Annotated in this window: 11 protein-coding genes; 7 read left to right on the forward strand and 4 right to left on the reverse strand. The window is 73.1% G+C overall.

Going from position 1 to position 15429, the window contains the following annotated elements; genetic code table 11:
• Positions 1-93 precede the first annotated feature (93 nt).
• The 4 genes from ACIPQB_RS12505 to ACIPQB_RS12520 all read left to right on the forward strand — a co-directional run bounded on the left by ACIPQB_RS12505 (position 94) and on the right by ACIPQB_RS12520 (position 6163).
• Positions 94-513, forward strand: a complete 420-nt coding sequence (locus tag ACIPQB_RS12505; protein ID WP_446485555.1) for a hypothetical protein — start codon at positions 94-96, stop codon at positions 511-513.
• Positions 514-610: 97 nt separating this feature from the next.
• Positions 611-1756: an efflux RND transporter periplasmic adaptor subunit gene (locus ACIPQB_RS12510; RefSeq protein WP_446485556.1), complete on the forward strand. Its 1146-nt coding sequence runs from the start codon at positions 611-613 to the stop codon at positions 1754-1756.
• A 10-nt stretch (positions 1757-1766) separates the two neighbouring features.
• Complete coding sequence (locus tag ACIPQB_RS12515; protein ID WP_446485557.1) at positions 1767-4868, forward strand: efflux RND transporter permease subunit; 3102 nt, start codon at positions 1767-1769, stop codon at positions 4866-4868.
• Between the two features lie 140 nt (positions 4869-5008).
• Positions 5009-6163, forward strand: a complete 1155-nt coding sequence (locus ACIPQB_RS12520; protein WP_446485558.1) for a YeiH family protein — start codon at positions 5009-5011, stop codon at positions 6161-6163.
• Positions 6164-6172: 9 nt separating this feature from the next.
• Here ACIPQB_RS12520 and ACIPQB_RS12525 read toward each other — a convergent pair whose 3' ends face one another.
• Entirely contained in the window at positions 6173-6826 is a 654-nt protein-coding gene (locus tag ACIPQB_RS12525) for an arylesterase (protein ID WP_446485559.1), read from the reverse strand.
• Between the two features lie 57 nt (positions 6827-6883).
• On the opposite strand from ACIPQB_RS12525, the gene ACIPQB_RS12530 reads away from it, so the two are divergent.
• Positions 6884-7567: an ABC transporter ATP-binding protein gene (locus ACIPQB_RS12530; RefSeq protein ID WP_446485560.1), complete on the forward strand. Its 684-nt coding sequence runs from the start codon at positions 6884-6886 to the stop codon at positions 7565-7567.
• Positions 7567-10098, forward strand: a complete 2532-nt coding sequence (locus ACIPQB_RS12535; RefSeq protein ID WP_446485561.1) for an ABC transporter permease — start codon at positions 7567-7569, stop codon at positions 10096-10098. Before ACIPQB_RS12530 ends, ACIPQB_RS12535 begins: the two co-directional genes overlap by 1 nt.
• Here ACIPQB_RS12535 and ACIPQB_RS12540 read toward each other — a convergent pair.
• Entirely contained in the window at positions 9992-11128 is a 1137-nt protein-coding gene (locus ACIPQB_RS12540; protein ID WP_446485562.1) for a D-alanyl-D-alanine carboxypeptidase family protein, read from the reverse strand. The genes ACIPQB_RS12535 and ACIPQB_RS12540 overlap by 107 nt on opposite strands.
• 92 nt (positions 11129-11220) lie before the next feature.
• On the opposite strand from ACIPQB_RS12540, the gene ACIPQB_RS12545 reads away from it, so the two are divergent.
• Positions 11221-12303, forward strand: coding sequence for a L,D-transpeptidase family protein (locus ACIPQB_RS12545; RefSeq protein ID WP_446485563.1), 1083 nt, complete (start codon positions 11221-11223; stop codon positions 12301-12303).
• On the opposite strand, the gene ACIPQB_RS12550 is transcribed toward ACIPQB_RS12545, so the two are convergent.
• Together ACIPQB_RS12550 and dgcA are read right to left on the reverse strand one after the other, a co-directional pair.
• Positions 12304-14301: a TonB-dependent receptor gene (locus ACIPQB_RS12550; RefSeq protein ID WP_446485564.1), complete on the reverse strand. Its 1998-nt coding sequence runs from the start codon at positions 14299-14301 to the stop codon at positions 12304-12306. It abuts the gene before it with no gap.
• Positions 14302-14396: 95 nt separating this feature from the next.
• The gene (gene dgcA, locus ACIPQB_RS12555) at positions 14397-15410 is read right to left on the reverse strand and encodes an N-acetyl-D-Glu racemase DgcA (RefSeq protein WP_446485565.1); all 1014 of its coding nucleotides are present in this window, start codon (positions 15408-15410) and stop codon (positions 14397-14399) included.
• Positions 15411-15429: the final 19 nt, after the last annotated feature.

A 15429-nucleotide genomic window follows, 5' to 3' on the forward strand; every position in this document is an offset into this window, starting at 1 on the left:
CTTTGGCGCCGCGGGTCCGGTCGCGCCCCCCAACGGCGACCGGACCCGCGATCCGCCCCCTCCCTCGCCAGGCCCCTCGCCAGAACCGGATCCATGTACGTCCAGACCCCTGACCAGCTGATCAGCTTCGCCGGCCTGGCCCTGTGCTCCGGCCTGGCCCTGTGGCGCGGCCGGCGGGTCGAGCGGATCGCCGGCGTGGCGATGATCCTGGCCTGGTTCGCCACTCCGCTGGTGCATAACGCCCACCAGACCTTCGGCCCGCAGGTCGGCGAGGTCGTGGTCGACGTCCTGCTGCTGCTGGTGCTGCTGATCCTGGCCCTGACCTCCGACCGCTGGTGGCCGATGGCCGCCGCCGCCTTCCAGGGCGTCACCGCCCTGACCCACCTGGCCGCGGCGATCGACACGCAGATCGTCCCGCGCGCCTATTACGTGGCCGGCAGCCTGCTGAGCTACCTGACCATGGCCGCCCTGCTGGTCGGCGCGGTCAACGTCCGGCGCGCCGACAGGGCCTGAGGCAGAAACAGCGGCGCCTTACGATCATTTAATCCGGCGAACCGTGTTTCTCAGCTAGAACGCGTGAGCTGTTCAATGGTCGAAAGCTGGGGTTGTCGTGCGTCAACGGATTAACAAGGGCGGTCTGGGTTCGACGGCGGCGTCGGTAGCGCTGTGCATCGGCGCGCTGAGCCTCGCCGCCTGCGATCACGCCGACAAGGCCAAGGCCGCCAAGCCGAACCTGATCGCCAGCCAGACGGTGGGCGTCTCCACGGTTTCGATCCAGTCCCTGCCGCGGATCATCAACGCCTCGGGCACGGTGACGCCTTGGGAGGAGGTCCCGGTCGGGGCCGAAACCGGCGGCCTGACCGCGGTGGCGGTCAATGTCGACGAAGGCCAGACGGTCAAGCAGGGCCAGGTGCTGGTGGCGCTGAACGACACCATGCTGCGCGCCCAGCTGCGCCAGCAGGAGGCCGCCGTGGCCAGCGCCCGCGCCACCCTGGCCCAGACCGACGCCGCCCTGCGCCGGGCCCGCGAACTGCAGCAGAAGGGCTATCTGTCCCAGGCCGCGTTCGACACCGCCACCGCCAACCAGCAGACCGCCGCCGCCCAGCTGGCCGCGGCCGAGGCCTCGCGCAACGAAATCTCCGCCCGCCTGGGCCAGGCGGCCATCCGCGCGCCGGTCTCGGGCCTGATCAGCCGCCGCAGCGTCACCAAGGGCCAGATCGTCACGGCCGGGAGCGAGCTGTTCCGCATCGTCCGCGACGGCCGGCTGGAGCTGGACGCCGAGATCCCCGAAGCCGACCTGCTGTCCGTTCACGCCGGCATGCCCGCCAAGGTCAGCTCCGACCAGGTCGGCGACGTTGCCGGCACCGTCCGCATCGTCACCTCCGAGGTCAACACCCAGAGCCGGGTCGGCCTGGCCCGCATCAGCCTGGCCCCGGGCAGCGGCTTCCGCAGCGGCATGTTCGCCCGCGCCCAGATCGCCGCGGGCGTCCAGCCGGCCCCGACCTTCCCGACCGCCGCCATCCTCTACCGCCAGAACCAGCCGGGGGTGTACGTCGTCGACGCCCGCAGCCGCGCCCAGTTCCGGCGCATCGACATCCTGGCCCGCACTCCCGACCGCACCGCCGCCAACGGCGTCAACCCCGGCGAGCGGGTGGTGGTCGAGGGGGCCGGCTTCCTGGGCGACGGCGACGCCGTGCATGTGGCGAGCGCCGTAAACGCCCGCCCGGCCCCGCCCGCCATCGCCATGAAGCGCTAGGGAGCCGGCGATGAACAACATCTCCCGCTGGGCGATCAAGAACCCGATCCCCGTCATCCTGCTGTTCCTGCTGCTGACCCTGGCCGGCATCTCCGGCTTCAGCAGCATGCGGATCAACGACAATCCCGACGTCGACCTGCCGCTGGTGCTGATCAACGCCTCGCGCCCCGGCGCCGCCCCCACCGAGCTGGAGACCCAGGTCACCCGGCTGATCGAGGACTCGGTCGCCGGCCTCGGCCAGGTGCGCCACGTCACCTCGACGGTCGGCGACGGCTATTCCACGACCTTCATCGAATTCGAACTGGGCGTCGACCACGAGCGGGTGACCAACGACGTCCGCAACGCCATGGCCAATCTGCAAAGCTCCCTGCCCCAGGACATGCAGATTCCCAACGTCACCCGCATCGACATCTCGGGCAACGCCCTGATCACCTATGTGGTCCAGGCCCCGACCCTGACGCCCGAACAGCGCAGCTGGTTCGTCGACAACGACGTCAGCCGCGCCCTGCTGGCGATCAAGGGCGTCGGCGAGGTCAAGCGCCAGGGCGGCGTCAGCCGCGAGATCCAGGTGGCGCTCGACCCCGACCGCCTGGCCGCCCGCGGCGTCACCGCCGCCCAGGTCAGCCAGGCCCTGCAGTCGGCCAACGCCGACCTGCCCGGCGGCCGCATCACCGTCTCCGGGTCCGAGCGCGCCATCCGCACCCTGGGCGCGGCCGGCTCGGTCGACCAGCTGCGCGAGACCCGCGTCCAGCTGGGCAACGGCCAGACGGTCCGCCTGGGCGACCTGGGCGAGGTCGAGGACCGCTGGGCCGAGCCGCGCGACCGCGCCCGCTTCAACAACCAGGAGGTCGTGACCTTCAACATGGTCCGCTCGCGCGGCGCCAGCGAGGTCAAGGTCGCCGAGAAGGTCCGCGAGACCGTCGAGAAGCTCGACAAGGCCCATCCCGAGCTGAAGATCGTCGAGCTGACCTCGAACGTGAAATATATCGAGCAGAGCTACTACGCCTCGCTGGAGGCCCTGGGCTTGGGCGCGCTGCTGGCGGTGCTGGTGGTGCTGCTATTCCTGCGCGACTGGCGGGCGACCCTGCTGGCCGCGGTGGCCATCCCGCTGTCGCTGCTGCCGACCTTCGCGGTCATGGCCCCGCTGGGCCAGTCGCTGAACGGCATCACCCTGCTGGCCCTGTCCCTGACCGTCGGCATCCTGGTCGACGACGCCATCGTCGAGATCGAGAACATCGTCCGCCACATGCGCGGCGGCAAGTCGCCCTATGACGCGGCGATGGAGGCCGCCGACGAGATCGGCCTGGCGGTGGTGGCCACCACCTTCACCATCGTGGCGGTGTTCGCGCCGGTCGGCTTCATGCCCGGCATCGTCGGCCAGTTCTTCAAGGCCTTCGCCCTGGCGGCCTGCATCTCGGTGCTGTTCTCGCTGCTGGTGGCCCGCATGCTGACGCCGCTGATGGGCGCCTACATGCTCAAGGCCCACCACAAGCCCGACGCCGATCCGTTCTGGATGGCCCCCTATCTGAAGTCGCTGAACTGGGCGCTGGGCCACAAGATCGTCGTCGCCCTGCTGGCCCTGCCGATCCTGTTCGCCTCGGTGACCCTGGCCCAGAAGCTGCCGTTCGAGTTCCAACCGGCCGCCGATCGCGGCCGCGCGCCGTTCAGCGTCGAACTGCCCCCCGGCTCGACCCTCGACGAGACCGACGCGGTGGTCCAGCGCATGACCCGCGAACTGCGGGCCCGTCCGGAAGTGACCGGCGTCTTCGCGGCGGTCGGCAGCGACGGCGTCAACAAGGCCAGCATCACCGCCGACCTGACGCCCAAGGGCGAGCGGATCAGCCAGCGCGACTTCAGTCGCCAGATGGTCGACCAGTTCAAGGCCATCCCCGGAGCCCGCATCGGCGCCGGCAGCAATAACGGCGGCGGTCCCAGCGACGGCTCCAGCTACACCCTGCGGCTGATCGGCGACAACGGCCCGCAGCTGGAGGCGGCCGCCCGCGCGGTCGAGACCCAGATGCGCAGCGTCCCGGGCCTGGCCAATGTGGTCAACACCGCCGCCATCGCCCGGCCCGAGATCATCGTCTCGCCCAAGCCCGACCAGGCCGCCCGGGCCGGGGTCTCGGCCGGGGCGATCTCCCAGGCCGTGCGCGTGGCCACCATCGGCGACATCGACCAGTCCCTGCCCAAGTACAATCTGGGCGACCGCCAGGTGCCGATCCGCCTGCGCCTGACCGAAGACGCCCGCCAGAACATGTCGGTGCTGGAGACCCTCAAGGTTCCCTCCAGCAACGGCGGCTCGGTGCCGCTGAACGCCGTCGCCGACGTGCGCTTCGGGGCCGGCCCGTCGCAGATCTCGCGCCAGGACCGCTCGCGGGTGGCCGAGATCACCGCCGAGCTGGACGGCATCGTCGTCGGCGAGGCCGCCAAGCGCGTCCACGCCCTGTCGTCGGTCAAGAACCTGCCGCCCGGCGTGCGCGAAGCGGCGGCCGGCGACATCGAGTTCCTGCAGGAGATGATGACCGGCTTCATCGCCGCCTTCGTCACGGGCATCCTGCTGATGTACATGGTGCTGGTGCTGCTGTTCCGCAGCTTCGCCCATCCGGTGACCATCATGGCCGCCCTGCCCCTGGCCATCGGCGGCGCCTTCGCCCTGCTGGTCCTGGCCCACAGCAGCTTCTCGCTGGCGACCCTGATCGGCATCCTGATGCTGATGGGCATCGCCGCCAAGAACTCGATCCTGCTGGTCGAATACGCGATCATGGCCATGAAGGGCGGCATGACCCGCCGCGAGGCTCTGCTCGACGCCGCCCACAAGCGGGCCCGGCCGATCATCATGACCACGGTGGCCATGGCCGCGGGCATGATGCCGGTGGCGCTGGGCTTCGGGGCCGACACCGAGTTCCGGGCCCCGATGGCGATCGCGGTGATCGGCGGCCTGATCACCTCGACCTTCCTGTCGCTGCTCTACATCCCGGTGGTGTTCGTGTTCATGGACATGCTGAAGAACTGGTCGACCAAGATCACCGACCGCCTGTTCATGCACCAGAAGCGCGCGCCCGCCCACGCCCTGCACGCCCCCGAACCGCTGCCGGGCGGCCGGGAACTGTAGGTCCTTCTCCTCCCTTCCCCCTCGATGGGGAAGGGCCGGGGATGGGGGTGAAGCGGCGTTTCAACCGTCCGGACTAAAGACTGCCGCCCCGGCCCGTGCGGCCGGCAAAAGCCAAAACCCTTGCCTTGGCGCGCCGTCGCGTGTCGATCATCCGGAACCGGCGCGACTCGCCGGCCTGGGGCGTGGGCATGCATTCCGATCTCGACACCGACACCGCCGCCGCCAGGGCGCTCTTCCAGTCGCTGGAGGGCATGGAGGGGCTGTCACGGGTCGAGCCCGCCGCGCCGGCGGCCCGGGCCAGCCTTCCGGGCCAGGCGGCGCTGCGCAAGCTCTATCCCGGCGTGCTAGTGGCTGCGACCATCGCCCTGGCCTCGCAATGGCTGGCCCAGCACTACGGCGCGCCGGTGATGCTGTTCGCGCTGCTGTTCGGCATGACCTTCCACTTCCTGCACCAGGAAGGCCGCTGCATCCCCGGCATCGAGTTCTCGTCCAAGGCCGTGCTGCGGTTCGGCGTCGCCCTGCTGGGGGCGCGGATCACCGCCAGCCAGATCCTCGGCCTGGGCCTAACCCCGATCGTCACGGTGGTGATCGCTATCGGCTCGACCATCGCCTTGGGCGCGGTGCTCGCGAAGCGCCTGGGCCTGCGCGCCAGCTTCGGGGTGCTGTCGGGCGGAGCGGTGGGCATCTGCGGAGCCTCGGCGGCCCTGGCCATCGCCTCGGTGCTGCCGCGCGGCAAGGACAGCGAGCGCGACACCATCCTGGCGGTGGTCACGGTCACCGCCCTGTCGACCATCGCCATGATCACCTATCCGCTGCTGACCGCCGCCCTGCACCTGGACCACACCCGGGCCGGAATCTTCCTGGGCGGCACCATCCATGACGTCGCCCAGGTGGTCGGGGCCGGCTACATGATCTCGCCGCACACCGGCGACGTGGCCACCTATGTCAAGCTGCTGCGCGTGACCATGCTGCTGCCGGTGGTGTTCGCCATCGCCTTCTTCGCGGCCCGGATGGCCCCGGGGGCGACCGGCGGCGCCAAGCCGACCGTGCCGCTGTTCCTGGTCGGGTTCGCGGCCCTGGTGATCGTCAACAGCCTGGGCTGGCTCGGCAAGCCGGTCACCGACGCCGCCGCCGAGGTCTCGCGCTGGTGCCTGGTCACCGCGATCGCGGGCCTGGGCATGAAGACCTCGTTCAAGGCCCTGATCACCGCCGGCTGGCGGCCGGTGGCGCTGATGGTGATCGAGACGGCCTGGATCGCCGGCGTGGTGCTGGTGGCGGTCGAGTTCTTCAGCTGACGATCGGCGTCAGGCCGGCCGCGCCCTCAAGGCCTGGGCCACGACCGGGGCCAGGCGTTCGCCGATGATCCGCGCCCCGGCCGCATTGGGGTGGATGCCGTCGCCCTGCATCAGCCGTCGCACCCCGCCCACGCCCGCCAGGATGTTGGGATAGAGCGGCGCGGCGAACTCGCGGGCCAGGGCCGGATAGAGGGCGTTGAACTCCCGCGCATAGGCCGCCCCGATCAGGGGCGGCGCCCCGACCCCGACCAGCAGCACGGGGATCCGCCGGGTCCGCAGTTTCAGCAGGATGTTGCGCAGATTGGCCTTGGTCACCCGCGGCTCGACGCCCTGCAGCAGGTCATTGCCGCCCAGGGCCACCACGCACAGCGCCGTATCGGGCGCGACGCTGAAATCGACCCGCGCCAGGCCGCCGCCGCTGGTGTCGCCCGACACCCCGGCCGCCCGCACCACAGCCGGCACGCCCATCCGGCTCAGCGCCGCCTGCAGTTGGGCCGGCATGGCGTCGCGGGCCGGCAGCCCCAGGCCGGCAGTGATCGAGTCGCCGAGCACCGTGACCACCGGCGGCTTGGCCTGGGCGCGGGCGGCGGCGATCTGGGTGGCCAGGACCAGGCCGGCCAGGATCCGGCGACGATCGAGAAAACGCGGTGCGGTGAAGCTCATGTCTTCCTATGTAGGCTCGGTCCCGCTGCAACAATGGCCGTCGATTCAGGAAGTTTCATGACCAGTCCCGCCGCGCCCGCCGTCCTGGCCCTCGACGCCGTGACCCTGACCCTGCCGTCGGCGGCCGGACCGGTGAACATCCTGCGCGGCGTGGATCTGGCGGTGGGATCGGGCGAGCGGCTGGCGGTGATCGGGCCGTCGGGCTCGGGCAAGTCGTCGCTGATCGCCGTCGGGGCCGGGCTGGAGCAGCCGACTTCCGGCGCGGTGCGCCTGTTCGACCAGGACCTGGCGCGACTGGACGAGGACGGCCGAGCGCGGCTGCGGCGCGGTCGCGCGGCCCTGGTGTTCCAGGCCTTCCACCTGCTGCCCAACATGACCGCCGAGGAGAACGTCGCCACGCCGCTGGAGATCGCCGGAGTCCGCGACGCCCTGCCCGTCGCCCGCCAGTGGCTGGACCGAGTGGGGCTGTCGGCGCGCCTGACCCACTATCCGCACCAGCTGTCGGGGGGCGAGCAGCAGCGGGTGGCCCTGGCCCGGGCCCTGGCCGCGCGCCCCGCCCTGCTGTTCGCCGACGAGCCGACCGGCAATCTCGACGCCCGGACCGCCGCCACCGTCGCCGACCTAATGTTCGCCCTGGTCGCCGAGGTCGGGGCGGCCCTGGTGATGGTCACCCACGACCCGGTGCTGGCCGAGCGCGCCGACCGCATCGTGCGGATGGCCGACGGCCGGATCGAAGGCTGATGGCCGCCCTCTCGCTGAGACTGGCGGCCCGCGAACTGCGCTCGGGCGTGCGCGGCTTTCGCATCTTCCTGGCCTGCCTGGCCCTGGGCGTGGCCGCCATCGCCGCCGCCGGCTCGACCGCCGAGGCCTTCCGCCACGGCCTGGCCAGCCAGGCCCGCGAGATTCTCGGCGGCGACCTCTATTTCTCGGTCGAGAACCGCGACTTCACCGCCGCCGAGCGCGCCGCCTTCGACCGGCTGGGGGTGACCACCTACACGGCCGCCGCCCGGGCCATGGCCCAGACGGCCGGCGGCGAGCGGCGGCTGATCAGCCTGCGCGGCGTCGACGGCCGCTTCCCCCTGGCCGGAACGGTGAAGATCGACGGCGCGCCCGACCTGAAGACCGCCCTCGCCGAGCACGACGGCGTCCCGGGGGCGGCGGTCGAGCCGGCCCTGCTCGAGCGCCTGCACCTGAAGCTGGGCGACCGCTTCGAGGCGGGACCAATGACCCTGATCGTCCGCGCCGTGCTGGTCAGCGAGCCCGACGGCCTGTCGCGGGGCTTCGCCCTGGGGCCGCGGGTCATGGTCCGCCGCGAGGTGCTGGAGGGCTCGGGCCTGCTGGCCCCCGGCGGCCTGTCTGGCCGCGCCGTCCGCATCGCCCTGCCCGCCGGCCAGGATCCCCGCGCGGTCGGCAAAGCGACCCAGGCGGCGTTCCCCGATTCCGGGCTCGAGGCCCGCGACCGGCTGGACGCCGCGCCGGGCGCGCGCCGGCTGATCGACCAGCTGGAATATTTCCTCGGCTTCATTGGCCTGGCCTCGCTGGTGGCCGGCGGCCTGGGCGTGGCCGGCGCGGTGAGCGCCTATCTGGCGACCCGCGAGCGGTCGATCGCCGTGCTCAAGGCCCTGGGCGCGGACGGGGCGCTGATCCGCAACCTCTACCTGGTCCAGATCGGCCTGCTGGCCGCCCTCGGCGTGGTCCTCGGTCTGGCGATCGGGGCGGTCGCGCCGCTGCTGCTGGGCCGGCTGACCCAGGGCGCACTGCCGATCCCGGCCCTGTTCGCGGTCTATCCCTGGCCCCTGGCCAAGGCCGGGCTGTTCGGCCTGCTGGCGGCGGCGGCCTTCTCGCTGATCCCGCTGGCGAGGGCCCGCCGCACCCCGCCCTCGGCCCTGTTCCGCCGCGCGCTGAGCGGCGCCATCCCGCTGAGCCTGGAGACCCTGGGCGCGGGCCTGGCCGGTCTGGGCCTGGCCGCCCTGGCCGTGGCCACGGCCCCCACCCCGCTGGCGGCGGCGATCATGATCGCCGGCGTCGCCCTGGCCTTCGCCCTGCTATGGGCGCTGGGACGGGCGGCGGCCTGGGGCGCGGGGCGAGCGCGCCGCTGGGTCCACGGCCCGGCTCGCCTGGGCCTGGCCAATCTGGCCGGACCCGGCTCGGCCGCCCGCACCGCCAGCCCGGCCATCGGCCTGGGCGTGGCCCTGCTGGCCTGCGTGGTGCTGATCCAGTCGGCCCTGCTGGCCCAGCTGACCACCGCCGCGCCGCGCACCGCCCCGGCCATGGTCTTCACCGAGATCCCCGGCGACCAGGCCGCCGCCTTCGACGCCGAGGTCGCCCGGGTCATGGGTCCGCTGACCCCGGCTGCCTATCTGCGCCTGCCGTTCGCCACCGGCCGGATCAGCGGCCTGAAGGGCCGGCCGGTCGACCTGCAGACGATCAAGCCCGGCCAGCGCTGGGCCTTCGACAACGACATCGGCCTGACCCTGCTGCCCGGCGCGCCGGCCGACGATCGCAGCGGCGACCACCGCACGGTCGCCGGCCAGTGGTGGTCGCCCGGTTACGCCGGCCCGCCGCAGGTGGCGCTGAACGCCGAGCTGGCCCAGGGCGCGGGGCTGAAGGTCGGCGACGCCATCACCCTGACCATCCTCGGCCGCGACATCGAGGCCCGGGTCGCGGTGCTGCGCAAGATCGAGTTCGGCGGCTTCGGGCCCAATTTCAACATCGTCCTCAATCCCAGGGCGCTGGAAGGCGCGGACCTGCGCAATGTCGCCATCGCCCGCCTGGACAAGGGGCGCGAGGCGGCGCTGACCCGCCGGCTGGGGGTCAGCTTTCCGGGCGTCAACGTGATCAGCGTCCGCGAGCAGCTGGACGCCGCCGCCGCCCTGTTCGACCGCCTGGCCCTGGCGGTGCGCGGCGCGGCGGCGGTGGCGGCCCTGGCCGGTCTGCTGGTGCTGGCCGGGGCGATCGCCGCCGGAGCCCGGGCCCGGGCCCGCGAGGCCGCGACGCTGAAGGTGCTGGGGGCGACCCGCGGCCAGATCCTGGCGGCCTACGCCATCGAATATGGCGCGGTCGGGCTGATCGCCGGGGCGGCGGGCGTGGCCCTCGGCTTCGCCGCCGCCTGGCCGGTGGTGGTCAAGGTGTTCGAGGCGACCTGGAGCATCGACTGGGGCGGGGTCATGGCGCTGCTGGCCGGGGCGGCGGGACTTTCGACGGCGGGCGGCCTGCTGGCGGCGGCCCTGGCCCTGGCCCAGCGCCCGGCCCCGGTGCTGCGGGCCGACTGAGCAGCGGATCGCCCGGCCGGCCGGAGCCGGCCTGCGGCAGGCTGGCGATCGGCGTCCCGGACAGCAGCGGCTCGCCGGTCCACTCCCAATGCCAGGGCTCGAACGGATAGTTGACGAAGCCGAACCGCCCGGCGTTGGCGACCAGCCAGCGATAAAGGTCCGACCGGGCCATGATCAGCCGGTTGGTGTCGTTGCTGGAGTCGGGGCCGAAGCCCGGGGCGGCGGCGATGAAGACGTCGATGGCGAGGCCCGTGCGGTGGGACGAGCAGATGCTGCGCGCCACCCCCTGGCAGTTGTTGTCCTGGGCGCAGCGGGCGGCGTCGGCGGCCGGATCGCGAAAGCCCGAGAACAGGGTCAGGGCCCGCGGATCGCGCAGCACCCCCGCCGCCCGCGCCTCGGCAACCATCCGGCGATAGGCCTCCAGCGCCCCGGGCCGCAGCTGGATGACCTTGCCGCCATAGCTCTCCTCGGGCCGGGCGGTCGCCAGGCTTGAGACCGGCGGGGCGCCGGGGCAGGTTCCCTCGGCGTTGACCCGGGCGAACGGCCGGGCCCGATGCCAGCGCACCAGCATGATCTGGAAAGTTTCGGGATCGAACACCCCGGTCGGCTTCAGGCCATGGCCCTCCTGCCAACGGGCCAGGGCGGCGGCGAAGCGGGGCGTCCCGGGCGCGCAGGCGGTCTCGATCTCGTGGGCGACGCGGGGGGCGTAGATCTCCCAGCCGACCTCGCCGCGGCCGAACGGCGTCCAGACCAGGGTGCCCAGAGAGGCGGCGTTGACCGGGGCGGCGCTGTCGGGCGCGCCGCCGGCCTGGCAGTCCTCGGGCGTCCGCTCGCTCGCCGGGGCCGGGATGAAGGTCGGGCGCGACGGCGGGTCGTTGGACGGGATGTGCTGGGCCAGCGGCGGGGCGCGATCGTCCTCGTCGCGCCTTGGCGAGGACGCGCCGCCCGGCCACATCACCCAGGCGACGAAGGCGGCGGCGACCACCGCCACGCCGCCCAGAATCCAGACCAGCCGTCTCAGGATCTTCAATGGGGCTCCTTGGCCCCGGTGGGGCGGTGTGGGGAACTTCGCCATGGCTGAAGGCTTCAGAACGGTAAGGCGTTCCGCCCCGGAGATGTTTCATGCATCCGCTTTTGCGTCTGGCCGTCCTGCCGCTGGCCCTGGGGATGCTGCTCGCCGCCTGTTCCGACCCTGCGCCCAAACACCAGCCGCCGCCCGCGCCCAAGCCCGCCGCCCCGGCCCCTAAGGCGCCGCCGCCGGTCGCCCCGCCGCCCGCCGCGCCCTCGCCCCTGGTCCAGGCGATCAACGCCGCCGTCTTCGATCCGGCCGCGGCCACGCCCGAGGCCAAGCGGCCGGCCCTGGTCCGCGCCCAGGTGCTGCTCGACCGCGCCCACTTCTCGCCCGGCGTCATCGACGGCCAGGAGGGCTCGAACCTGACCCTGGCCCTGTCGGCCTTCCAGCAGGCCCATGGCCTGCCCGCCGACGGCCAGCTGAACCCGCAGACCTGGGCCGCCCTGACGGCCGACGCCGGCCCGGCGCTGACCGACTATGTGATCACCCCGCAGGACGTCGCCGGGCCGTTCATCCCCGCCCCGCCCAAGGACGACTACGAGGCCATGGCCGCCCTGCCGGCCCTGGGCTACACCAGCCCGCTGGAGGCCCTGGCCGAGCGGTTCCACATGGACGAGCCCCTGCTCCAGGCCCTGAACCCCGGCGTCGATTTCGGCCGGGCCGGCGCGACCGTCGTGGTCGCCGCCCTCGGTCCCGACGGCCTCGACGCCAAGGTCGGGCGCATCGAGATCGACAACGCCCGCGGGGTGCTGAAGGCCTTCGACGACGGCGGCCGGCTGCTGGCGGTCTATCCGGCCACGGTGGGCAGCACCGAGCGCCCCGCCCCGGTCGGCGAATGGGCCGTCAACACCGTCGCCCCCCGGCCGACCTACACCTTCGACCCCTCGCGCCTGACGTTCGGCAAGCCCAAGGCCAAGCTGACCATCAGGCCCGGTCCCAACAACCCGGTCGGCTCGACCTGGATCGACCTGACCAAGGACACCTACGGCATCCACGGCACCCCCGACCCCAAGCTGGTCAACAAGCGCGCCTCGCACGGCTGCGTGCGGCTGACCAACTGGGACGCAGCGGAGCTGGGGGCGGCGGTGCGCAAGGGGACCCGGGTGGTGTTCGAGGGCAAGCCGGTGCGGTGATCAGAGCGCCAGCCGCAGCCCCACCCGCACGATCCGCGGCGCGGCGTAGCCGGCCACCCCGTCGGCCGTCCGCGAGGCCTGGATGTCGGCGTCCAGCAGGTTGTCGGCGGCGACATAGGCCGTCACCAGCGGCCGCACTCGCCAGTCCAGCCGGGCGTCGAGGCGCCAGGCGGGGTCGAGCACGCGGCTGTTGAGGTCGTCCTCGAACCGCTTGCCTTCCCAGGTCAGGTCGGCGGCCAGGACCAGCGCGTCGGTCAGGTCGGCCGACAGCCCCGCCGTGGCGCTCCAGATCGGGGCCTGGGCCGGGCGCTTGCCGGTCAGCTGCGGAGCGTCCGAACCGCCGTCGACCCGGGCGTCGGTGACCGACAGGGCCGAGGTCAGGGTCACCGCCCCCACCTTGCGCTCGGCCCGGCCCTCCAGGCCGACGGCGTCGATGCGGCCGGCGTTCTGGCGCTGGCGCAGCACCCCGCCGGCCGGCACGAAGCCGGCGACCGGGAAGGTCCCCGGCCCGGCGCCGATGGTGACATTGGCGATCGGGTCCTCGATCCGGTTCCAGAACGCCGTGGCCTCGACCAGGCCGTCGGCGCCCTTGCGGGTCACGCCCAGTTCGAGCCCCTGCAGCCGTTCGGGCTTGAGGGCCGCATTGGCCTCGGTGATGTCGTTGCCGACCCGGAACGGCCGGTGCAGCTCGTTGAGGGTCGGCGGCCGAAAGCCGGTATAACCGCTCGCCCGCAGCGCCAGGCCACGGCCCAGGGTCCGGGTCACGCCCAGTCGGCCGCTGGCCACCTCGCCGTCGCGATCGGTGGGATGCTGGTCGAGCAGCACGGCCCCGGTCGCCGCGTCGCGCTCGATCCGCCGACCGTCGCGGTTCTCCCAGCGGTCCAGCCGCAGGCCGCCGGCCGCCAGCCACGGCCCGGACGTCCAGGAGGCGTCGACATAGGCCCCGACCACCGAGGTCTCGCCCCCGGCGACCCGATTGCGGGTATAGGCGCCGTTCATGTAGCGGTAGCGCTCGCGCACCTCGCCGTCGTTGAAGCGGGCGTCGGCCCCGAGCTCCCACTCCACCCCGCCGACCTTGCGGCGCAGGGCGGCGTTGAGGCCCGTGCCGGTGGCCGGGGTCTTGTCCTGGCTGTTGGCCGGCGTGGTCGACGACCGGTCGGGGGCCACGGCGACCGCGCTGTTGAACAGGTCGCTGGTCCGCCGCCAGGCCTGCACCCGCCAGCCCAGGGCCTGGCCGCGCGGAACCTTGACCAGGGTGGCGCTGAACACATTGCCCGAGGCATTGGCCCTCGCGCCCGCCAGGCCGGACCCGCGGTCCTCCTCGAAGAAGCCGCCGCGCAGCGACAGCAGGCCCAGGCCCGTCGACAGGTCGACCCGGCCGGCGATGCTCTTGGCCTCCAGGTCGGCGCGGGTGTCGGCCGCGCCGCGGGCGGCGCCGCGCACCGGCACGTAGCCGTCGGACTTGTCGTAGGACGCGGCCCCGAACAGCTCGAACCGGCCCAGGGTCGAGACCGCCGCCGCCGAGGCGCGCTGCGAGCCTAGCTCGCCAGCCGAGACGTCGGCGGCGATGCCGCCATCGCGCTCGCGCAGGGCGACGACCCCGGTCAGGGCCCCGGCCCCATAGGGCCCCGCCCCCGCGCCGCGGACGATGTCGATTCCGGTCAGGGACTCCGGCGCCAGCTGCGACCAGATCACCCAGCCGCCGAACGGGTCATTGAGCGGCGCGCCGTCGAGGGTCACCAGGGTCCGTCCCGCCCCCGAGGGGGCGATGGCCCGCAGGCTGACGCCCTGGGTGGTCGGATTGGCCGACAGGCTGGAGGTGCGGCGAAACAGCGAGGCCCCGGGCACGGTCCCGACCGCCTCGTCCACCCGCTGGCTGCGGCTGAGGTCGCCCTCCCCCAGGTGGACGATCGAGAAGGCCGCGTCGGCCGCCGCCGGCGGCAGGCGGGCGGCGGTGACGATCACCTGTTCCACGGCGGGCGGCGAGTCGAAGGGCATCCGGAATCCTCATGGCAAAGGGCCGTCAACGACTAGACCGGTTTGGGCCTTGGAAGAACGGCGACCGCTGCCGGCGGTTCGATTTTACCTGTCTGCTAGAGCCACAGCCCGGTCGCCGTGATCCCGTCGCCCCAGAACCCCGGCCGGGGCCGCGCCAGCCGTCCGTCGGCCACCCGCGCCCCGCCCGGATGGTCCGCCGCCAGCCACCAGGGTCCGTCGAGGTCGGCGAAGGCGCAGGACCCGGCCAGGTGCAGGGCGGGGGCGATGGCCAGGGACGAGGCGACCATGCAGCCGACCATCAGGATGAAGCCGTGGTTGCGGGCCTCCTCCAGCATCAGCAGGGCCTCGCTGAGCCCGCCGGCCTTGTCGAGCTTGAGGTTCACGGCGCGGTAGCGGCCGCGCAGGGCGGCGAGGTCGGCCGCCACATGCACCGACTCGTCCGCGCAGATCGGATAGGGCGGGTCATAGCCGTCCAGCGCCGCGTCCTCGCCGGCCGGCAGCGGCTGCTCGACCAGGGCGATGTTGAGATCGGACAGGATGGGCCTGAGGCCGTCGAGGATGGCGAAGTCCCAGCCCTCGTTGGGGTCGACGATCAGCCGGGCGTCGGGCGCGGCCCGGGCCACGGCCAGCAGGCGGGCGGCGGGGTCCTCGGCCGACAGCTTGACCTTGATCAGCGGCGCGGCGGCCACGGCCCGGGCGGCGGCGGCCATGGCCTCGGGCGCGTCCAGGCTGACGGTGACGGCGGTGACCAGGCTTTCGGGAACCGGCAGGGCGGTCAGGGCCTCGACGCTCAGCCCCTCGCGCTTGGCCCGCAAGTCCCACAGGGCGCAGTCCAGGGCGTTGCGGGCGGCGCCGGCCGGCAGGGCGGCCAGGGTCTCGTGCGGGGCGGCGCCGTCGCGCCAGGCCTGGGCGGCGGGCTGCAGCTGGGCCAGCACGCTGTCGACGGTCTCGCCGTAGCGGGCGTAGGGCACGCTCTCGCCGCGACCGGTCAGGCCGTCCTCGTCGACCTGGACCACCACCACCTCGGCGGCGGTCTTGACCCCGCGCGAAATGCGGAACGGGGCCTTCAGGCGGTGGCTGACGGGGGCGATCGAGACGGCGCGGCGCATGCCAAGCCCATCTCACCGA

The organism is Caulobacter sp. LARHSG274 (assembly GCF_052871235.1).